At 66.1% G+C, this 21246-nt stretch carries 14 protein-coding genes; 9 read left to right on the forward strand and 5 right to left on the reverse strand.

Annotation, left to right across the window (positions count from 1 at the left end; translation table 11 throughout):
- Both WKW79_RS12200 and WKW79_RS12205 read left to right on the forward strand, forming a co-directional pair.
- Positions 1-3729 carry an RHS repeat domain-containing protein gene (locus WKW79_RS12200; protein WP_340335416.1) on the forward strand — a complete coding sequence of 1243 codons (3729 nt, stop codon included), beginning with the start codon at positions 1-3 and terminating at the stop codon, positions 3727-3729.
- A gap of 29 nt (positions 3730-3758) precedes the next feature.
- Entirely contained in the window at positions 3759-5990 is a 2232-nt protein-coding gene (locus WKW79_RS12205; protein WP_340335417.1) for a DUF6923 family protein, read from the forward strand.
- A 31-nt stretch (positions 5991-6021) separates the two neighbouring features.
- On the opposite strand, the gene WKW79_RS12210 is transcribed toward WKW79_RS12205, so the two are convergent.
- Positions 6022-6828 (reverse strand): alpha/beta fold hydrolase, encoded by an 807-nt coding sequence (locus tag WKW79_RS12210; RefSeq protein WP_340335645.1) that lies wholly within the window; start codon positions 6826-6828, stop codon positions 6022-6024.
- Between the two features lie 26 nt (positions 6829-6854).
- On the opposite strand from WKW79_RS12210, the gene WKW79_RS12215 reads away from it, so the two are divergent.
- Complete coding sequence (locus tag WKW79_RS12215) at positions 6855-7931, forward strand: HNH endonuclease (protein ID WP_340335418.1); 1077 nt, start codon at positions 6855-6857, stop codon at positions 7929-7931.
- Positions 7932-8059: 128 nt separating this feature from the next.
- On the opposite strand, the gene WKW79_RS12220 is transcribed toward WKW79_RS12215, so the two are convergent.
- The 4 genes from WKW79_RS12220 to WKW79_RS12235 form a co-directional block, all read right to left on the reverse strand.
- Positions 8060-8887 (reverse strand): proteasome-type protease, encoded by an 828-nt coding sequence (locus WKW79_RS12220; RefSeq protein ID WP_340335419.1) that lies wholly within the window; start codon positions 8885-8887, stop codon positions 8060-8062.
- A 30-nt stretch (positions 8888-8917) separates the two neighbouring features.
- Entirely contained in the window at positions 8918-11515 is a 2598-nt protein-coding gene (gene mutS, locus WKW79_RS12225) for a DNA mismatch repair protein MutS (protein ID WP_340335646.1), read from the reverse strand.
- Positions 11516-11634: 119 nt separating this feature from the next.
- On the reverse strand, positions 11635-12891 hold the full coding sequence (locus WKW79_RS12230) for a type II toxin-antitoxin system HipA family toxin (RefSeq protein ID WP_340335420.1): 1257 nt from the start codon (positions 12889-12891) through the stop codon (positions 11635-11637).
- On the reverse strand, positions 12881-13225 hold the full coding sequence (locus WKW79_RS12235) for a helix-turn-helix domain-containing protein (RefSeq protein ID WP_340335421.1): 345 nt from the start codon (positions 13223-13225) through the stop codon (positions 12881-12883). The genes WKW79_RS12230 and WKW79_RS12235 overlap by 11 nt, the downstream gene beginning before the upstream one ends.
- A gap of 168 nt (positions 13226-13393) precedes the next feature.
- On the opposite strand from WKW79_RS12235, the gene WKW79_RS12240 reads away from it, so the two are divergent.
- The 6 genes from WKW79_RS12240 to WKW79_RS12265 all read left to right on the forward strand — a co-directional run bounded on the left by WKW79_RS12240 (position 13394) and on the right by WKW79_RS12265 (position 21228).
- Entirely contained in the window at positions 13394-14185 is a 792-nt protein-coding gene (locus tag WKW79_RS12240; RefSeq protein ID WP_340335422.1) for a transporter substrate-binding domain-containing protein, read from the forward strand.
- A gap of 207 nt (positions 14186-14392) precedes the next feature.
- On the forward strand, positions 14393-16033 hold the full coding sequence (locus WKW79_RS12245) for an NADP-dependent glyceraldehyde-3-phosphate dehydrogenase (RefSeq protein WP_340335423.1): 1641 nt from the start codon (positions 14393-14395) through the stop codon (positions 16031-16033).
- A gap of 9 nt (positions 16034-16042) precedes the next feature.
- On the forward strand, positions 16043-17458 hold the full coding sequence (gene pyk, locus WKW79_RS12250) for a pyruvate kinase (RefSeq protein WP_340335424.1): 1416 nt from the start codon (positions 16043-16045) through the stop codon (positions 17456-17458).
- Between the two features lie 52 nt (positions 17459-17510).
- On the forward strand, positions 17511-19415 hold the full coding sequence (gene edd, locus WKW79_RS12255) for a phosphogluconate dehydratase (protein ID WP_340335425.1): 1905 nt from the start codon (positions 17511-17513) through the stop codon (positions 19413-19415).
- The gene (gene eda, locus WKW79_RS12260) at positions 19412-20059 is read left to right on the forward strand and encodes a bifunctional 4-hydroxy-2-oxoglutarate aldolase/2-dehydro-3-deoxy-phosphogluconate aldolase (RefSeq protein ID WP_340335426.1); all 648 of its coding nucleotides are present in this window, start codon (positions 19412-19414) and stop codon (positions 20057-20059) included. The genes edd and eda overlap by 4 nt, the downstream gene beginning before the upstream one ends.
- Positions 20056-21228, forward strand: a complete 1173-nt coding sequence (locus tag WKW79_RS12265; protein ID WP_340335427.1) for a lactonase family protein — start codon at positions 20056-20058, stop codon at positions 21226-21228. Before eda ends, WKW79_RS12265 begins: the two co-directional genes overlap by 4 nt.
- The last annotated feature ends 18 nt before the right edge of the window (positions 21229-21246 follow it).

Here is a 21246-nt window from a genome sequence, read left to right on the forward strand (position 1 = left end):
ATGAAACTGAAAATTCTCGACTTCGCACTGTTGACCATCTTCTCGGGCGCGAGCTCGATCGCCTGGTCGCAGAAGGCCACCACGCCGTCGGATGCCGCCACGCCCACCACGGCCCCGGCCCCGGCGCCGCAGTGCACCGACACCGGTTGCCAAAGCAGTGAAGGCACCCTGTTCCGCCTGCAGACGCAAGGCGCGCACAACCCGGTCACGCGCGGCACGACTGCGAACTCCGGCTCGCAGGCGCTGCAACCGGACCGTCGCGTGACCATCGAGGAGCAGACACCGCGCAATGTCATGGCGGACGTGCCCCAGCCCGGCGCGGCCAAGGTGAGCGGCAAGTTCTCGCTGCAACTGCCCAACGGCGGCGTGGTGTGGGCCACCGAAGACTCGACGCTCGGACAGGCCGAGCTCAGCGTCTCCGGCCCCTCGCTGGTCACCTTCGAGAACGGCCGCATCCAGACGCCGCTCGACTTCTACGTGCGCAGCAACTACCCGGGCTTCATCCAGAAGCTCGACCTGCTGATCTACCGCGCCAGCGACATCGATCTCACCGAGCCCCTGGCCACGGTGCCGATGCCGGTGACGGCGGTCGGCCGCGCAAGCTGGGACGGCACGCTGAAGTCGCGCTTCCCGCTGCGCGCCGGCGACAACCTCATCTACGTGCTGCGCGCCACCGGTGCCGAAGGCGCCATCGACGAGACCAGCCCGCGCACACTGCAACTGGTGCGTGCCGAGGAAGCCGCGCGCGGTGAGACGCTGCTGCGCGAAAGCGCCGAGCGCGCGCTCGGCCGCTCGCTGACCGTGCAACAGGCGGAGACCCAGAACCTCCTCAACGGCGTGTTCAGCGGCAATGGCCTGCGCCAGCAGAACATCGCCATCCATGGTTCGCGCGTGCGCATCCAGGGCCGCAACCTGCCGCCGGATGCCATGCTGCAGATCAATGGCGAGAGCTACCCGGTCGACCTCGAGCAGAAGTTCGTGGCCGAATTCCTCGAACCCATCGGCAAGCACACCTACAACCTCACGCTGAGCAACGGCGGCGAGAAGCCCGTGCTGTCGCAACCGCTGGTGGTGGATGTCACTGGCAACTATTTCTTCGGCGTCGCCCTCGCGGACCTCACCGTCTACCAGAACAAGGCCACGGGCCCGGGCCAGGAACTGGCGCTCAACGGCCGCACAGACAGCGTGCTGAGCGACGGCCGCCTGGCCTTCTACGGCAAGGCCAAGATCGACGGCAAGTACCTCATCACCGCGCAGGCCGACACGCAGGAACGCGACGTGCGCCGCCTGTTCTCCGGCTTCGGCAAGGCCGATGCCACCGACGTGTTCCGCACGCTCGACCCGAACCAGTACTACCCGGTCTACGGCGACGACTCGACCACCTACCGCGACATCGACACGCAAGGCCGCTTCTACCTGCGCGTCGACTGGGACAAGAGCCAGGCGCTGTGGGGCAACTATTCCACCGGCTTCACCGGTACCGAGTTCGCGCAGTACCAGCGCTCGCTCTACGGCGCCGCGTTGAACTACCGTTCGATGAACACCAACCCCTGGGGCGAGTCGAAGACCTTCGTGCGCGCCTTCGCGTCGCAGGCGCAAAGCGCACCAGGCCACAGCGAATTCGTGGGCACGGGCGGCAGCCTCTACTACCTGCACAACACCAACCTGCTGCCGGGTTCCGATGTCGTCACGCTGGAGATCACCGACACCACCACCGGCAACGTGCAGAACCGCGTGACGCTGGTTCGCGGCACCGACTACACCATCAACGAACTGCAGGGCCGCATCCTGCTGAACAAGCCGCTGGCGCAGATCACCAGCGACAACGTCACCCGCATCACCACGCAGAGCCCGCTGAGCGGCTACGGCCAGCGCCTCATCGTGGACTACGAGTTCGTGCCGGTCGACAACTTCGTCGCAGGCAATCTCACGGCCGGCGTGCGTGCCAAGCAATGGGTCAATGACAACGTGGCCGTCGGCGGCACCTACGTCGACGAGAAGCAGGCCGGCAGCAACTACACGCTCAAGGGCGTGGACCTCACGCTGCAGGCCGGCCGCGGTACCTTCCTCAAGCTGGAGCACAGCCAGACCGAATCGACCGGCACGCCGGTGTTCCTGTCGACCAACGGCGGCTTCACCTTCGCGCAGACCAATGCCAACGTCGGCTACACGAGTGGCGCCGCCACCGCGCTCAGCGGCCAGGCCAACTTCAAGGAACTGGGCTGGACCCAGCGCGACTGGACGCTCGGCGCCTGGTACCGCCGCGTCGATGCGGGCTACTCGATCGCGCGCAGCGACATCGGCATGGCGCGCACCGAATACGGTGCCAACGTGCGCGGCCAGGTCAGCGACACCGTCTCGATCTACGCGCTGCAAAGCCGCGTGGAGCGTGGCGGCGAGGCGCTCGACCAGACACAGGTCACGGCCGAATGGCGGCCGACCGACGACGACACGCTGAGCGCCGAAGTGCGCCGCCTGACGCAGCAGCAGCTCGGCGGCGACGTCAATGGCACCCTGGGCGCCGTCAAGTACACCCGCCGCGTCACGCCGAACCTGGACGTCTACGGCGTGGCACAGAAGACGCTCGACAACGACGGCGGCCGCTATGCCGACAACGACGCCGTGACGCTGGGCGCGAAGTACCGCTTCGCCAACCTGTCGACGGTCGGCATCGAAGGCACGCATGGCGACCGCGGCAACGCGGCCACCGCCAGTGCCGAGTACCGCCTGTCGCCGGAGCACACCGTCTATGGCCGCTTCACGCAGACCTCCGACGATTCGGCCTACGACTCGATCTTCAACCCGCGCGCACAGGGCGGCTGGACGCTGGGCCAACGCTGGCGCCTCTCCGACAAGGCCAACGTCTTCAACGAGAGCCAGTACCTGAAGGACCCGACCACCGGCAACGGCCTGGTCAACACCTTCGGCCTGGATTTCTACCCGGCGGTAGGTTGGAGCGCCGGCTTCACCTTGCAGCAAGGCGACCTGGAAGGCTTCGACGGCCTGGTGCACCGCCGCGCCGTCAGCGTGAGCGCCGGCCACACCACGCCGTCGACGACCTGGTCGAGCAAGGCCGAGTGGCGCCAGGACTCGGGCGCCGAGCAGCGCACGCAATGGGTGCTGACCAACCGCATCGACCACAAGATCGACGAGAGCTGGCGCGTGTCGGGCAAGTTCAATTACTCGGATACGCAGGACAAGCTCAATGCCGCTGCCGGCGCCAAGTACATCGAGGGCGGTGTCGGCTTCGCATGGCGTCCGTACAACGACGCGCGCTATGCGCTGCTCGGCCGCTACACCTACCTCTACGACCTGGCGACGCTGGGCCAGGTGGGCGGCGCGCAGTACGACCAGAAGTCGAACATCCTGTCACTCGAAGGTGTCTACAAGTTCGACCACAACTGGGAATTTGCTGCCAAAGTTGCACGCCGCGAAGGCGAGGCGCGCTTCGGCCGTGGCTTTGGCGAGTGGTTCAACTCGGGCACCACCTATGCCGGCATCCAGGCCCGCTACGAGCTGCCGCAGCAATGGCATGCACTGGCCGAGTACCGGATGCTCGACGTGAAGGACGGCGGCAAGCGCCAGGGCTGGATGGTCGGCATCGACCGCGACATCGGCAAGAACCTGCGCCTGGGCGTTGGCTACAACTTCACCGACTTCAGCGACGACCTGACGAAGTTTGGCTACAAGTACAAGGGCTTCTTCATCAACATCGTCGGTTCGTATTGAGTCGATATCCCCCACAAGACGAGTCAGACATGATGCTCAAGAAACTTTCCCGCTGGTGCGGCGCCGCCGCTGTCAGCCTGCTCGCGGCACTGTCGTTTTCGACGCCTGCATCCGCTGCGGGTGGACCCTTCGCCACCTGCCCGGTCGAGATGTACGTGGCGCAATCCGGCGGCTCTGCCGGCTTCGCGCTGTACAGGGTCGACACGAGCAAGAACCCCTTCACATTTCCGCTGGTGGGCAAGCCGGCAGCGGGCCTGAACTACAACGCCATCGGCTTCAACAAGCTCGACGGCTACATGTACGGGATCATCAACAGCGGCCACAACCTCGCGCGCATCGCGTCCGACGGCTCGGTCACGAACATGGGTCCCATCGCGGGTTTCGACCCCACCGCGGCGCAGAACTACAACTCCGCCGACGTCACCGATGACGGACTGATGTACGTCAAGCCTGTGGTCACCGGCGGTGTGCAGAACGCGCTGTGGGTGATCGACCTGAAGCAGCTCGCGCCGGGCGTGCCCATCGTGGCCACGCAGGTCCCTATGACGGCTGCCTTTGGCGTGGCCGACCTGGCATGGGTCAAGCAGGGGACGGCCAAGGGCCTTCTCTATGGCGTGACGGGGCAGGCCAGCCAGCTCGTTTCCATCGACCTCAACAGCAGCCCGGCGCAAGTGAATTTCATCGGTTCGCCCTACAACGACGGCGACCAGGTTGGCGCGATGATCGGCGCCAGCAACGGTGTGTTCGGCGCGGCCAACAGCGGCGTGTTCTACCAGTATGACGTCGCCACGGGTGTGCGAACCGTCATCTCCTCGTCGCCGCCAAGCACCGGCAACGATGGTGCGCACTGCACCACCGCGGACGTGGTCCTGTCGACCGACCTGGCCATCACCAAGACCGATGGCGTGCCGTCCTACCGGCCCGGAACGGACATCACCTACGACGTGGTCGTGACCAACAACGGCCCCTTCGGCGTGCAGAACGCCGATGTGGACGATCCGCTGCCCGCTGGCACCACGGCCGGCGGCTGGACTTGCACGGCTGCCAATGGCGGCGTGTGCGTGACGGGTTCCGGCACGGGCGCGCTGTCGCATGCCAAGGTCAACCTGCCGCTGAATGCATCGGCGACCTTCAAGGTGAAACTGACCGTGCCGGCGACTTTCACCGGCAACCTGGTCAACACCGCGACCATCACGACCCCGCCCGGCTTCATCGATTCGAACCCCGCAAACAACACGGCCACCGACACCGACGCGCCACCGCCCCAGGTGACGATCCGCAAGATCAGCGTGGGTGGCGTGGGCGCGTTCTCCTTCTCCGGCGACAACGGCGTGGCCGCGCAGACGCTGACGACCACGACGCCTGGCACCGCCGTGGCGGGCACGCCGAGCCTGCTGACCACGGTGGGTGGCGCCACCACCATCACCGAAGCCGTTTCCCCGGGCTACGCGCTCACCGACATCAGCTGCACCGGAATGGCCACGGGCGGCAGCGCGGCGCCGGACCCGGCCAACCGCAAGGTGACGCTCGATGCGGCTGCCACTGCACTGGGGTCGAACATCGTCTGTACCTTCACCAACGCCAGGCAGCCCACGTTGCGGCTGGCCAAGGCACTGCCGAGCGGGCGCTTCGTGGCCGCGGACCAGTTCGCGCTGAGCATCGCCGGCACCGGCGGCCCCGTCACCGCGACGACCACCGGTAGCAGCAACACGCCAAGCGAATCGGCCGTGCTGGTCAACGCCACCGCCGGCAGCCCCTATACGCTGTCCGAAGCTGCCACGGGCGGCGCCGACCTGGCCAACTACGCCAGCACCTGGGCCTGCACCAACGCCCTGGCGGGCGGACAGGCGCCGAGCGGCAATGGGGCGAGCTTCAGCGTCACGCCGGTGATCGGCGATGACCTGAACTGCACGATCACCAACGTGCCGGGCCCCAAGGCCGACCTTGCGATCGTGAAGGCCGCCAGCCCTGCGAACGCACAAGCCGGAGACATCGTGACCTACACGCTGACCGGCAGCAACAACGGCCCCGGCGCGGCCAACGGTGCGGTGATCCGCGACGTGCCCGGCGCAGGCCTGAGCTGTCCTGCGCCCAGCACGCCGGTGACCTGTACGGCCAGCGGCGGCGCGGCATGCCCGAGCGCCACGGTGCCTGCGAGCAGCCTGCTCGGAGCGGGTGGCGTGACGATCCCGATCTTTCCGGCAGGCGGCCAGGTGGTAATCACCATGCAGTGCCAGGTGACTGCGTCCGGCGCGCCCTGAAGCGCATCGCGATTGCGGTCGGCGACTGCGTTCAGCCCAGCAGGTTGCGCAGCGACGCCTCGACTGCCGCCGCCGTCGCGATCGGCTTTTCCATCGGGAACAGGTGCGTCCCATCCAGCATGCTGATCCGCCCGTGCGTGACCTTCTCGGTCATCTGCATGCCCACTGCCTTCATCTCTCGCGACTGGCGCCCGCCGACGAAGGCCGCCGGGCACTTGAGCGGATGCTTGCGCAGCAGGCTCCCAAGGTTGTGCGGGATGGTGTTGTAGATGGCCGTCTCCACATCGCGGTCGAAGCTCAGCACACGTTCGTCCCCGGCTTCCAGCGTGCCGTGGTCGATGTAGTCGTGCAGCACCTGCTCGTCCCACTTCGCAAAGGCCTTCTTGCTGCGGAAATGCTCGAACACCTCGTCTCGATGGGCCCAGGTGGTCCGGCGCTTGCGACTCACCGCGCCCGGCGACATCTGCTGCATGAAGGGCGATAGCTTGGCAAAACTGAGCGTGTCCGCACGCCAGCCACCGAGGAGCGGCGAATCGAGCAGCACCACGCCCTTGGCCAGTTCCGGATGCTGCGCCGCGCACATGAGGCTCAGGAAGCCGCCGAGCGAATGGCCGACCAGGAACACCGGGCCGCTCTTCCTCTTGCTGATCCGTGCCTTGGTGAAGTCCGCCAACTGTTGCACCAGGTTGGGCCAGTTGTCGGTGACGGGGTACTTCGGGTCGTGGCCGAATTTCTCGACCGCGTCGACCTCGAAGCCGCGATTGCGCAGGCTGTCGAGCATCACGCGGTAGGTGCTGGCCGGGAAGCTGTTGCCGTGGGAGAAGACGATGGAAGGCAGCACTGGCTTGAACAAGAATGGGTTCGATGGACAACGTCGAAGGCGGTCTACAACGTCAAAAGGTTGGATGGGTCAGGATACCGAAATCCGTGAACAGGGCAACTCTCAATAAGAAGCTCTCAGGCCATGATTCAGAGGCGTCAATAATGCTCACCAATGAAGACGAAGTGCGACGTCGAGAGGCTGGTCTCCGCCGACGCCTATATGAGGAGGAAAAAGCAATGAATATCGTGGCCAGGTTTTACGAGACCTACAACATGTGCGCCGTCGTGGATGAGTTCATAAAGAACACTTTGGACAACGCCTTGCTCTTGGAGGGTTTTCACTGCGATGAGCAATGGGCTGGCTGGTTGGCTCCTTACCAGAAGTACTCAGTCTTCCATCAGTTCATTGAGTTTGCTGTCCGTGGCTTCCACTCGGACCAAGTGGAGGCGTTCGACATCGATAGGAGCAAGCGAATCTATCGGTCTTTTCAGAACATTCCTTCGGCGATTGCTGACCAGAGGCCACATAAATTGCCGATCGAAGAAGCTTTCGACCATCATGGGTTTGAGTACCAGACGTTTTTCGAGTTCTTGGCCGACGCCGGAAAGACTTTCGAGTCCGCCAATGAAGACGATATCTACGAATTCATGAACGAGGTTTGGTTATCAGCAGCATACGAAGATCTCATGAAACAGACGGTGGATGAGGTCTTCCATGTCCTCTTTCAAAATCGCGAGCTCATGATGCTGTTCAATGACTACGTTTCGGGAATCCTGAGAAGGGGTGACTGGGATCGTGTCGAGGACCTGAATCGGTCGCTTCTTGCTCCGAACGGAACCTTGGCGAGGGTGAGGCCACCAAGGTGGGCGCAGCGCGCCGTGTTTTTTCGAGACCGTGGAAAATGCGTCTTGTGCGAGAGCGATGTGAGCGGGTTGGTGAGCCTCGACAATATCGAGAACTACGATCACATTGTTCCGTTGTCGGCATGGGGTCTCAACGACATCACCAATTTGCAGTTGCTTTGTGTGCCGTGCAACCAGCGTGAAAAGCGTGATGGAGCCGCGATCACGTCGGGATGCTATCAGTCTTGGTATTCAATGGACGACCAAGATGTCTGATCGGGAGCGAACGACGAGAGGCTACTCCTGCGGTCCGAAGAACGTGCGAGCAAAGACCTTGGTGCTGCGTTGAAGTACTGAATGGTCAGCAAGGGCTTGCTGGTTTGTCTTTGCGGGGAAAGAAGCTTTTAGATGAGTTTTTCTTCGGGTGTTGAGATCTTGCGCAGCGCACTGTGGCGCGCCGCCGGCATCTTCAGCGGATGCTCGGAGACCGAGTCGTCCCAGACCGGATCCTCGATGCTGTCGAACACCTCGCGCAGCTTCTGGCCCCAGCTGTTGTGCATCATGCGGTAGTAGGGGTTTTCTGCGTCGATGCAGATCACGCGGTCGGTCTGCAGCTTGTTGGCTTCGTAGACCACCAGGTCCAGCGGCAGGCCGACCGAGAGGTTGGACTTCATGGTCGAGTCCATCGACACCAGCGCGCACTTGGCGGCTTCGTCGAGCGGCGTCTCGGGTGTGAGCACGCGGTCGAGCACCGGCTTGCCGTACTTTGATTCGCCGACCTGGAAGTAGGGCGTCTCGTTGGTGGCCTCGATGAAGTTGCCAGCCGAGTAGACCAGGAACAGGCGCATGCCTTCGCCCTTGACCTGGCCGCCGAAGACGAAAGACACGTTGAAATCCAGGCCCGCATGCTTCAGCGCCTCGGCATCGCGGTCGTAGACGTGGCGTACGGCCGAGCCGAGCACGCGCGCGGCGTCGAACATGCTCTTCGCGTTCCAGATCGTGATGGGCGGCCCGCCGTTGGGCTCCTGCAGTTCCTCGATCTGGAGGATCTCGCGCACCGACTGCGAGATGCTCAGGTTGCCCGCCGACAGCAGCACCATGAAGCGGTCGCCCGGCTGCTCGTACACGATCATCTTGCGGAAGGTGCTGATGTGGTCCACGCCCGCGTTGGTGCGCGAGTCGGAGAGGAACACCAGGCCGGCGTTGAGTTTGATGCCTACGCAATATGTCATGAGCAGTCTCTGTGCACGAATCGGGCCCGTTCAGTTGGCCGCGGCGCGCTTGTTCAGTTTTTGGAGGGTGTAGAGCGCTTCGAGCGCCTCCCTGGGGCTCATCGCGTCGGGGTCCAGCGAGGCAAGGGCGGATTCTACGGCGCTCGCCATCGGTGCCTCGACCTCGGGCGGCGGCGCGAACAGGTCGACCTGCGCACGTGTCTGCGTCTGCTGCGCCTCCAGGGCCTCCAGCGCCTGCCGGGCATGGTTGACCACAGCCGCCGGCATGCCGGCCAGGCGCGCGACCTGGATGCCGTAGCTCTTGCTGGCCGGGCCGGGCTGCATTTCGTGCAGGAAGACGATGTCGCGGCCCGACTCGGTCGCGCTCACATGCATGTTGACGGCGGCATGGTGCGTGGCCGGGAACTCGGTCAGCTCGAAGTAATGCGTCGCGAACAGCGTGAAGGCCTTGGTGCGGTCATGCAGTTGTGCCGCGATGCCGGCAGCGAGTGCGAGGCCGTCGAAGGTGCTGGTGCCGCGGCCGATCTCGTCCATCAGCACCAGCGACTGCGCACTCGCGCCGTGCAGGATCTGCGCGGCCTCGGTCATCTCCAGCATGAAGGTCGACTGCGCATTGGCCAGGTCGTCGGCCGCGCCGATGCGCGTGTGGATCGCGTCGATCGGGCCGAGCCGGCAGGCCGTGGCCGGCACGTGGCTGCCGATGGAGGCCAGCAGCACGATGATCGCGACCTGCCGCATGTAGGTCGACTTGCCGCCCATGTTGGGGCCGGTGATGACCTGCATGCGCTGCTGCGGGCCCATCTTCGTGTCGTTGGCGATGAAGTTGCCGGCGGACTTTTCTGCGAGCCGGGCTTCGACCACGGGGTGCCTGCCGCCGGTGATCTCGATGCAGGGGTGCGCGACGAAGGTGGGGGCGCGCCAGTTCAGCGTGTGCGAGCGCTCGGCCAGTGCGCAGAGCGCATCGAGCGTGGCCAGTGCGCCGGCCAGTCGGGTCAGCGCCGGGACGTGGGCTTGCAGGGCATCCAACAGTTGCTCGTAGAGGAACTTCTCGCGGGCGAGTGCGCGGTCCTGCGCCGAGAGCGCCTTGTCCTCGAAGGCCTTGAGCTCCGGCGTGATGAAGCGCTCTGCATTCTTCAGCGTCTGGCGGCGGCGGTAGTTGTCCGGCACCTTGGACAGCATGCTTTGCGTGACCTCGATGTAGAAGCCATGCACGCGGTTGAACTGCACGCGCAGGTTGGTGATGCCGGTGCGCTCGCGCTCCGCGACTTCGAGTTGCAGCAGGAAGTCATCGCAGTTGTCGCTGATGGCGCGCAACTCGTCGAGGTCGGCGTCATGGCCGGTGGCGATCACGCCGCCGTCGCGCACGAGGGCGGAGGGGTCGGGCTTGATCGCGCTGACGAGTGATTCGGCGCAGCCGGGGGGCGCGGCGAAGTCGTTGCTGATGCCAGCGAGCAGCGCAGCGAAGGCCGGCAGTGCAGGCGCAAGCTGCTCGGTCTTGGCGAGTGCCAGGCGCAGCGCCACGAGTTCGCGCGGGCGCACCTGGCGCAAGGCGATGCGCGCGGCGATGCGCTCGACGTCGCTGGTGTTCTTGAGTTGCTCGCGCAGCGTGCGCCAGGGCAGGGCGGTGCTGCCGGCGGTCGTCGTCTGCAAGGCGGCGATGGCTTCCAGCCGGGCTTGTGCCTCGGAACGGTCACGCCGTGGCGCGAGCAGCCAGCGCTTGAGCATCCGGCTGCCCATGCCGGTCATGCAGGTGTCGAGTAGAGAGAACATCGTCGGCGAATCCTCGCCGCGCAGCGTCTGCACCAGTTCGAGATTGCGGCGCGTGGTGGGCGGCAGTTCGATCAATTCGCCGTCGCGCTCGACCACCAGTTTCTGCAAGTGCGTCAGAGCGCGGCCCTGCGTGTGCTCGGCATAGCCGAGCAACGCGGATGCCGCTGCGTGCGCATTCGTCAGCCCTTCGGCGTTCCAGGCCGCGAGGCTCACGCTGGCGAGTTGTTCGCTCAGCTTGCGCTCGCCCAGGCCGCCGTCGAATTGCCAGGCCGGACGGATCGACAAAGTGAAAGGGGCTGTGCCCGAGCGCGCCGCCTTGAGCCGGTTCTCGAAGGCGGGCGTGACCTCGGCGCTGTAGAGCACCTCGCTCGGCGCGATGCGCCCGATCCAGGCTTCCAGCGCATCGGCCGGGCATTCGGCCAGGTGCAGGTCCGCGCCGGTCACGCTGAGCCAGGCCAGTCCGACGAAATTGCGCGTACCGGCATGCACGGACAGCAGCAGCGACTCGCTGCGGTCGTTGAGCAGTTCCGAATCGGTCAGCGTGCCAGGCGTCACGACCCGCATCACCTTGCGCTCGACCGGCCCCTTGCTCGCACCGACTTCGCCGACCTGCTCGCAGATCGCGACCGATTCGCCAAGCTTGATGAGCCGCGCGAGGTAGGTATCGACCGCGTGGAAAGGGACGCCGCACATCACCACCGGCTGGCCGGCCGACTGGCCGCGCTGCGTCAGCGTGATGTCGAGCAGGCGGGCGGCCTTCTCGGCATCGGCCCAGAACAGCTCGTAGAAATCGCCCATCCGGTAGAACAGCAGGGTGTCCGGGTGGTCCGCTTTCAAGCGGAGGTACTGCGCCATCATGGGCGTATGGGAGGCCAGCTCGGCTGGCGAGATCGAAGTCAAGACGGGAATCCGTTTCCTGGAAGGCCGGCGCCGGGCGGCGCGGGCGAAAGAAGTCTGGCGGGGATTTTCCGCGACATTCATGCGCGGATGCGCTCGGCCTGCTGCGCGATGAAGGTCGCGCAGCGCCTGGCAAGGGCGGCGTTGGCTCCAGCAGCCTGGAGGGACGCCCGCGCCTGTTCAGTCACCGTGGTGCCGATCGATCGGATCAACGCCGCCGCCCGTGCGGGTGTCAGCCCGAAATGCGGTGCCGCCTCGCGTGCCAATGCAAGGCTCGATACGTGCCGGCCGGGCAGAATCGCGAGTTCCTGGTAGCCGGTGTGGCCGTCCAACTGCGCGACAAGGTCGAACGCAGGCGCCAGCCGCCACGAACCGTCGCGCTGGCGCAGCACGCCGTGGTTCTTCACGTGGTCGTCGCTGTTGCCTACGCACAGGTTGAAGACCATGCGGCGAAACAGTTCGCGAATGTCCTGCTCCGGGCTTGCGGACAGGCGACGCAGCGAGTGGGCCAGTTCCACATAGCTGCCGCCGCTGGATTCGTACGGCACGTCCAGCAGCGCGGACGAGGAGAGATAGTGCAAGCGCCGCTCGTCGGTCACGGGACCGACGCGGTCGAAGCGCTGGACAAGCAAGGCATTGCCGCCCGTGGCGAGGGGTTGGAGCAGGAAATTCGGCACCGCGATGCCGCAGGACCTCGCCAACCCGAGCGTCGCCGCTTCCACGATTTCCATGTCGTGCTCGTCCCCGCGCGACGCGAACTTGGCAATATGCCGGCGACCCTCATGCACGAACGTAGCCTTGGGCCGCGCGCCGCCTAGGCTGCCGCCTCGCAGGAGCTGCTGCATGCGCGGTGTGACCTCCATGCCAGCCTCGATGCGCCGTGATACTTCCGCCAGTTCCGCGAGCGACAGGAGCGCGGTCGTCGGTGCGTCTGGGCGGATGGGCAAGGACTCGGAAAACACCATCGCGCCGACGCGGTCCTCGTTGGTGAGCAGCAGGGCGTCGATGTCCGACAGCGGCCGGCCTTGCTGCACTTCCAGTACCTTGCGGCCCCAGCTGTCTGGCAGTGCGTCGCGCAAGGTCAAGGGCATGGCGCCGCCGTCACGGATGCGACGCTCGGACAACACGAACGGCGCATCGCGCAGCGGGAGATGGTCCGGATTGATCGGCAGCGCGCCGGGTTCCTGCAGGTAGCGACGTCCATAGGCGAATTCGCCCGACTCCATGACACCGTGCCGGGCCAGCTTCAGCAAGCCCGCGGGCTGTACATCGACTGGCCCGCCTTGCGCGATGCCGACGTAGACCGTGCGCTCCATGGCGTCGGATTCAGAAATCACGTTCCGCCTCTCCGATCACGCCCGGCGCAACCTTGCCGGACGGGCGGCGGACCCGCCGGTTGGACGCCAGCCCGGCGGGCACCGGTGCCACCCCGTCCAGCGATTCCAGTTCTCCGAACAACCACAGCGCTTGCGCGAAGAGGCCGATGCTCGTGCCCGGCTTGCCGGCTTCCAGGGCTCGCCAAGTGGTTGGCGAGCAAAACAGGCGCTCCGCCATCTCGGCCACCGTCCAGCCGCGCTGGACTCGGTGCGCGCGCAGGCGCTGACCTGTCCGCGCCAGCGACGCTTGGACGGGTGCTGGCAGGGCTGCCAAGGCGGGGCTGTGCTTGGACATCAATAAAACAAGTTTAAAGGTGGTTAAAAGCTATTTTATTGTTTGTACCGACCCTGCGCAACCATTTGTCGCGATGACGCTAACCAAAGCAGAAGTGACTCTACGGGATATCCCTATATCACGACTGAAACCGGTTTCATAAAATGAGGCATCACATCAGGAGACCTCATGATCCGCTTCGCTTCCCGCCGCGCCTTGCTTGTTTCCGGCCTTGCTCTCGCCATGGCCCTGCCCGCATTCATCGCGTCCGCCCAGACCATGGCCGACATCAAGAAGAAGGGCGAAATCACGGTGGGCGTGATGGTCGATGTCCCGCCTTTCGCGACGACCAACGCGCAGAACCAGCCGGACGGCTATGACGCGGACGTGGCCAGGCTGCTTGCCAAGGACTGGGGCGTGAAACTCAACATGGTGACGGTGACCGGACCCAATCGCATCCCCTACGTGCTCACCAACAAGGTCGACACCTTGGTGGCCGTTCTCGCCATCACGCCGGAGCGTTCGAAGCAGGTGCAGTTCTCCACGCCGTATTCGGCGGCCACCATCGTGCTGTACGGCACCGTCAAGACGCCGATCAAGACGCCGGCGGACCTGAAGGGCCTGCGCGTCGGTGTCACGCGCGCCAGCACGCAGGACGTGGCGCTCACGGCCGCCGCGCCGGAGGGCACCGAGATCCGCCGTTTCGACGACGACTCCTCGGCCATGCAGGCGCTGATCTCCGGCCAGGTCGACGCGATCGGCTGCCCCACCATCGTCGCCAACCAGATCGCCAAGCGCGTGCCCGGTGCCTACGAAGAGAAGTTCGTGCTGCGCCAGCAGTTCATGGGCATCGTGATGAAGCCGGGCCAGGACGACCTGCTCAAGAACATCAACGAGTTCGTCGCGCGCAACACGGCCAACGGAGAACTCAACAAGCTGTACCGCAAGTGGCTTGGCGTGGATCTGCCCAAGATGCAGTGATCGCTTGGCCGCAGGCGTAGTCGCAACGCCCGCCAACCGCAGGCCGGGGTCACTGCTCCAACGTTTCCAGCAACCTGGGCTGGTTCGAGTGGGTGTCTTCGTCCTGAAATGAAACCGGTTTCACATCAGCGGCGACTTCATTGACCTCCCGATGCCGGCCGGCGCGCTCGCGCCCCGGCTGCCCAGCCACCAACCCAAGGCTCAGAGATGACGACCCTCGACCGCCGCGCCCAACTCGCGCAGCACTTCCCGCTTCCCGAAGACATTCCCGCAGAACATCGCCTGTCCGCGCCGCTGCACCAGCGCCACTCCCTGATCCAGGGCCAACTCGTCGAATGGAATGGCCCCTGCAAGACCGTGCTGTCCCCCGTTTGCACACGCGACTTGGCCACGGGCGAGGCGAAGCAGGTCGAGATCGGCAGCTACCCAGTGATGGGCGAGGCCGAGAGCGATGCCGCGCTCGACGCAGCCGTCGCCGCCTATGCCAATGGACGCGGCGCATGGCCCACGATGGCCGTGGCCGAGCGCATCGGCTGCATGCAGGAGTTCGTCCGGCAGATGGCGCAGCAGCGCGAACTGATCGTGAAGCTGATCATGTGGGAGATCGGCAAGAGCCTGGCCGATTCGCGCAAGGAGTTCGACCGCACCGTCGAATACATCCAGGCCACCATCGAATCGTTGAAGGAACTCGACAACGGCAGCTCGCGCTTCGTGATCGCCGAGGGCACGATCGGTCAGATCCGCCGCACGCCGCTGGGCGTGGTGCTGTGCATGGGGCCCTACAACTATCCGCTGAACGAGACCTTCGCGACCCTGATCCCGGCGCTGCTCATGGGCAACACGGTGGTGTTCAAGCCGCCGCAGTACGGGACCTTGCTGTTCCATCCGCTGCTGGAGGCGTTTCGCACGGCCTTCCCGCCGGGCGTGATCAACACCATCTATGCGCCAGGTGCGGTGGTGGTGCCGCGCTTGCTGGCCTCTGGCAAGGTGAACGTGCTGGCGCTGATCGGCTCGAGCAAGGTGGCCGACCATCTGAAGAAGCAGCATCCGAAGTCGCACCGGCTGCGGGCCATCCTCGGCCTCGACGCGAAGAACGCGGCCATCGTGCTCCCGGATGCCGACATCGAGTTGGCGGTGAAGGAATGCCTGCTCGGCGCGCTGTCGTTCAACGGTCAGCGTTGCACGGCGCTCAAGATGCTCATCGTGCATCGCTCGATCGTCGAGCGCTTCGTGCAGCGCTTCACCGAGGAACTGGGCAAGCTCAAGGTCGGCATGCCGTGGGAGGCGGGTGTCAGCATCACGCCGCTGCCGGGCCTGCACCGCACCGCCTACATGACCGAGGCGCTGGAAGACGCGAAGGCGAAGGGCGCGAACATCGTCAACGAGGGCGGCGGCGACTTCTGCCAGACCTTGTATTCCCCGGCGGTCGTGTACCCGGTGCGCGAAGGCATGAAGCTCTACCGCGAGGAGCAGTTCGGCCCGCTCGTGCCCATCATGCCCTTCGACGACATCGAGGCCGCGCTCGACTACGTCATCACCTCGGACCACGGCCAGCAGGTCAGCATCTTCGGCACCGATCCCGCGCAGATCGGCGCGCTGGTCGACCCGCTCGTCAACCAGGTCTGCCGCGTGAACATCAACTGCCAGTGCCAGCGCGGTCCCGACGTGTTTCCGTTTGCGGGGCGCAAGGACTCGGCCGAAGGCACGCTGTCGGTGGCCGACGCGCTGCGGGCCTTCTCGATCCGCTCGATGGTCGCGGCCAAGCAGACCGAGCCGAGCAAGAAGCTGCTCAACGCGATCGTGCAGGACCACCAGTCGCAGTTCATCAACACCGGCTTCATCCTCTGAGGGCAGACCATGCACAGACAACGCCACGCCAAGATCGTCGCCACCCTCGGGCCGGCCAGCTCCGACGCCGAGACCATTCGCGCGCTCTTCGAGGCCGGCGCGGACGTGTTCCGCTTCAACTTCAGCCACGGCAGCCATGAACAGCATCTCGCACGCCGCGACATCGTGCGGCGCATCGAGCAGGAAACCGGGCGGCCCATCGCCATCCTGCTCGACTTGCAAGGGCCCAAGCTGCGTGTCGGCACCTTTGCGAACGGGCCGGTGACGCTGGCCGCGGGCGACGCATTCCGGCTCGACCTGGACACCACGCCCGGCACGCAACAGCGCGCGCCGCTGCCGCATCCCGAGATCTTCGCGGCGCTCAAGCCGGGCACCGACCTTCTGCTCGACGACGGCAAGATCCGCCTGCGCGTGCAGGCTTGCGGCGCCGACTTTGCGGACACCACTGTCGTCGCCGGCGGCGTGCTGTCGGAGCGCAAAGGCGTCAACGTGCCGGAGGTGCTGCTGCCGATCTCGGCGTTGACGCCGAAGGACCGTGCCGATCTCGACTTCGGCTTGCAGCTTGGTGTCGACTGGGTGGCGCTGTCCTTCGTGCAGCGGCCCGAGGACATGCAGGAGTTGCGCGACATCGTGCAAGGCCGCGCGGGCGTGCTGGCCAAGCTGGAGAAGCCCGCCGCCATCGAGCGGCTCGATGCCATCGTTGCGCTCTCCGATGCGGTGATGGTCGCCCGCGGCGACCTTGGCGTGGAAATGCCGGCAGAGCAGGTGCCGAGCATCCAGAAGCGCATCGTGCGGGCATGTCGCGATGCCGGCAAGCCGGTCATCGTCGCCACGCAGATGTTGGAGTCGATGATCAGCGCCCCCGTGCCCACGCGCGCCGAAGCCTCCGACGTCGCCACCGCGATCTACGACGGCGCCGATGCGGTGATGCTGTCGGCTGAATCGGCCTCAGGCCAGTACCCGCGCGAAGCGGTCGCGATGATGGACCGCATCATTGCCGAGGTCGAGCGCGACCCGCACTACCGCACGGTGATCGACGCGTCGCACAGCGCGTCCGACTCCACCGTGGCCGATGCGATCTGCTCGTCGCTGCGCCAGACCGCGAGCCTGGTCCCGGTGGCGGCCATGATCACCTACACCCGTTCCGGCTACACGAGCCTGCGCGCGGCGCGCGAGCGTCCAGTGGTGCCCGTGCTCAGCATCACGCCCGAGCTGCCCGTCGCGCGGCGACTGGCGCTGGCCTGGGGCGTGCACTCGGTGCATGTGGAACACGACGTGAGCGATGTGCCGGGGATGGTCGAGACTGGCTGTGCCGTGGCGATTCGTGAAGGCCACGCGAAGTCTGGCGACATCGTCGTCATCGCCGCCGGCATGCCCTTCGGCCAGGCCGGAACCACCAACCTGCTGCACATCGCACGCGCCTGAGGTGCGTGCCGCAAGGCACGCCCAGTCGACCCATCTTTTCGAGGAGATTCCATTGAGCCTTCATCCCGTGCTTCAGACGGTCACGGACCGCATCCGCCGCCGCAGTGCGCCCTTGCGCACGGCCTACCTGGCCCGCCTCGAGCAGGCCCGCGCCAAGGGCCCGATCCGTCAGGCGCTCGGCTGCACGAACCTGGCGCATGGCTATGCGGCGGCGCCAGCGGGCGACAAGATCATGTTGCGTGAACTGCGGCGGCCCAACATTGCGATCGTCTCCTCGTACAACGACATGCTGTCGGCGCACCAGCCCTTCGAGCGCTTCCCGGCGCTGCTCAAGCAGGCGGCGCGCGAGGCCGGCGCCACCGCGCAGTTCGCGGGCGGGGTGCCTGCGATGTGCGACGGTGTCACGCAGGGCGAACCCGGCATGGAGCTGTCCCTGTTCAGCCGCGACGTGATTGCCCTGTCGACCGCGGTCGCGCTGTCGCACAACATGTTCGATGCCGCGCTGTGCCTGGGCATTTGCGACAAGATCGTCCCGGGCCTGCTGATCGGCGCCTTGCAGTTCAGCCACCTGCCGACGATCTTCGTGCCCGGCGGGCCGATGCCGTCGGGCATCTCCAACGACGAGAAGGCGCGTGTGCGCCAGCGCTTTGCCAAGGGCGAGGTGGGTCGCGACGCGCTGCTGGAATCCGAGGAGAAGTCCTATCACTCCGCGGGCACCTGCACCTTCTATGGCACGGCCAACAGCAACCAGATGCTGATGGAGGTGATGGGCCTGCACCTGCCGGGCGCGGCCTTCGTCAACCCGGTCACGCCATTGCGCGACGCGCTGACTGCCGCGGCCGCGAGGAGGGCGGTCGAGATCGGGGCAGAGGGCAACGAGTACACGCCGATCGGCCACGTGGTCGACGAGCGTGCGATCGCCAACGCGATCGTCGGGCTGCTGGCCACGGGCGGGTCGACCAACCACACGATCCACTTGGTCGCGATCGCGCGCGCGGCTGGCATCGTCATCAATTGGGACGACTTCGGCGACCTGTCGGAGGTGGTGCCGCTGCTGGCGCGCGTCTATCCGAATGGCAAGGCCGACGTGAACCACTTCCATGCCGCCGGCGGCATGGGCTATGTGATCGGCGAACTGCTCGACGCCGGCCTGCTGCACGGCGACACGCTGACGGTGGCTGGCGCTGGCGGGCTGGCGCGCTACAGCCAGGAGCCGCTTCTCGACGAAGCCGGGCGCCTGGCTTGGCGCGACGTGTCACGCGCGAATCCCGATACCAGCGTGCTGGCGACTGCATCGGCACCGTTCAGCCACGACGGCGGCCTGAAGCTGCTGGGCGGCAACCTGGGACGAGCCGTCATCAAGACCTCGGCGGTCAAGCCCGCACACCGCGTGGTTCAGGCACCGGCTCGGGTGTTCGACACGCAGGAAGCCGTGATGGCCGCTTTCGACCGCGGCGAACTGCATTGCGACTTTGTCGCGGTGGTCCGCTTCCAGGGCCCACGCGCCAACGGCATGCCCGAACTGCACAAGCTCACGCCGCTCCTGGGTGTGCTGCAAGACCAAGGGTTCCGCGTGGCGCTGGTCACGGACGGTCGCATGTCGGGCGCTTCGGGCAAGGTGCCTGCTGCCATCCACGTGACGCCGGAGTGTCTCGCAGGCGGGCCGCTCGCGCGGGTACGCGACGGCGACATGCTCGTGCTGGACAGCGAGCGGGGCGTGCTCGAAGCGCGCGTCGACGCTGCCGAGTGGCAGGCGCGTGAGCCGGCGGTGGCCGATCTAGTGGAGTCCCGCCACGGCATGGGCCGCGAACTGTTTGCGGCATTCCGTGTCAACGCGCTGGGCGCGGAGGAGGGCGCGATCACGTTCCAGGCGGCCGAGCCTGCGGGCGCGGCGAGCGGGTCGCACGCCGCACCCGTGCATGGCCATTTCGTCTTTGCCGAAGGAGTCGAAGCATGAACATCCTGGACACCATGCGCACCGGGCCGGTGATCCCGGTCATCGTCATCGAGCGACTGAGCGACGCGGTGCCGCTGGCGCGAGCGCTGGTGGCCGGTGGCATCCGCGTGCTCGAGGTCACCTTGCGCACGCCGCAAGGGCTCCAGGCGATCGAGGCCATCGCGAACGAGGTCGAAGGCGCGATCACCGGCGTGGGCACGATCACGCACCCGCAGGACTTCAAGCGGGCCCGCAAGGCTGGTGCCGTGTTCGGCGTGAGCCCGGGCCTGACGCCGGAGTTGATTGCCGCGGCGCGAGACAGTGCCTTGCCCTTGCTGCCGGGCGTGATGACGCCGTCCGACGTCATCGCCGCGCGCGCTGCCGGCTACACGGAACTCAAGCTCTTCCCGGCGCAGCAAGCGGGCGGCATCGGCATGCTCAAGGCCATGGCCGGTCCGTTTCCCGACGTGACCTTCTGTCCGACCGGCGGCATCTCCGCGGCCACCGCCGCGGACTTCCTCGCACTGCGCAATGTCGCCTGTGTCGGTGGATCGTGGCTCACGCCTCCGGACGCCGTGGCGGGCAAGGACTGGGCGCGCATCAGCGAACTCGCGCGGCAAGCTTGCGCCCTCGCGCGGCCCGCGCGCCCGAGCCAATCAGCATGAACGTCTTCCAACTCACAGCCGCACTGGCCTGCGGCATAGCCATGACCCCATCCGCCCTCGCGGCCGACCTGATCGTCTCGACCAACGACGCCAAGTACCAGCGCGTCGCCGGCAGCGACACCTTTCCGACGAACGCCGGACCCGACACGCTCAACGTGATCGATGCCTCCAGCTTTCCGCCGCGCATCGTCGCGACGGTGGAGGTGGCGGCCACCATCGCCGGCCCGCCCCAGGCCGTGGCCATCACGCCCGACGGCAAGCTGGCGATCGTCTCGGCGCCAAACCGTTACGACCATGCGGCGCAGAAGAACATCCTGGAGAACTACCTGCAACTCGTCGATCTCGAGGCCACGCCGCCGCGCGTGATCGCCAAGGTGCCGATCGCGCACCATCCGCAGGGGCTGGCGGTGAACCGCGCCGGCACGGTGCTGCTGGCGGCCACGGTGGGCGGCACCGTCACGTCCTTCGAGATCCAGGGCAAGACGCTGGTGGCCACCGGCGACCTGGCATTGTCCAAGGGGCGCCTGGCCGGCATCAGCTTCACGCCGGATGGCAAGTCGGCGCTGGTGGCGCTTCGCGACGAGCAGGGCGTGGTGGTGCTGGACGTGGCTCCCGGCGCGGTCACCACGCGACGCGAGCGGGTCTCCAGCGGCATCGCGCCGTATTCGGTGGACGTGTCGAGCGACGGCCGCTGGGCTGTCGTCAGCAATGTCGGATTGGCGGGCCTTGCCGGCGACGTGGGCGTGCTTGCAGGGGATGCCGACACGGTGACGCTGATCGACATCTCCAGGCGACCCTTTCGTGCGGTCCAGCACATCACGGTGCCTGCATTGCCCGAAGCCGCTGCGATCTCGCCGGACGGACGTTGGATTGCTGCGCAGTCCATGGACGGCTCGAACCTGAAGCCGGACAATCCGGGCCGCCGCGAGCGCGGCAAGCTGGTGTTGTTCGAGATCCGGGAAGGGCAGGCACAACGGGTGGGCGAGTTGCCCGCGGGCGAGGGCGGGCAGGGCGTGGTGTTCACCGCGGACAGCAAGTACATCCTCGTGCAATTCAATGTCGAGAAGCAGATCGCTGTCTTTGCCGTCGATGCGGGCAAGCTCCGCGATACGGGCGAGCGACTGACGGTCCCTGGCGGTCCTTCATCGATCCGTTCGATGCCGCGCTGAATCACAAGGAGAACAAGA

It is taken from the genome of Variovorax robiniae, from assembly GCF_037889955.1.
Classification (GTDB): domain Bacteria; phylum Pseudomonadota; class Gammaproteobacteria; order Burkholderiales; family Burkholderiaceae_C; genus Variovorax; species Variovorax robiniae.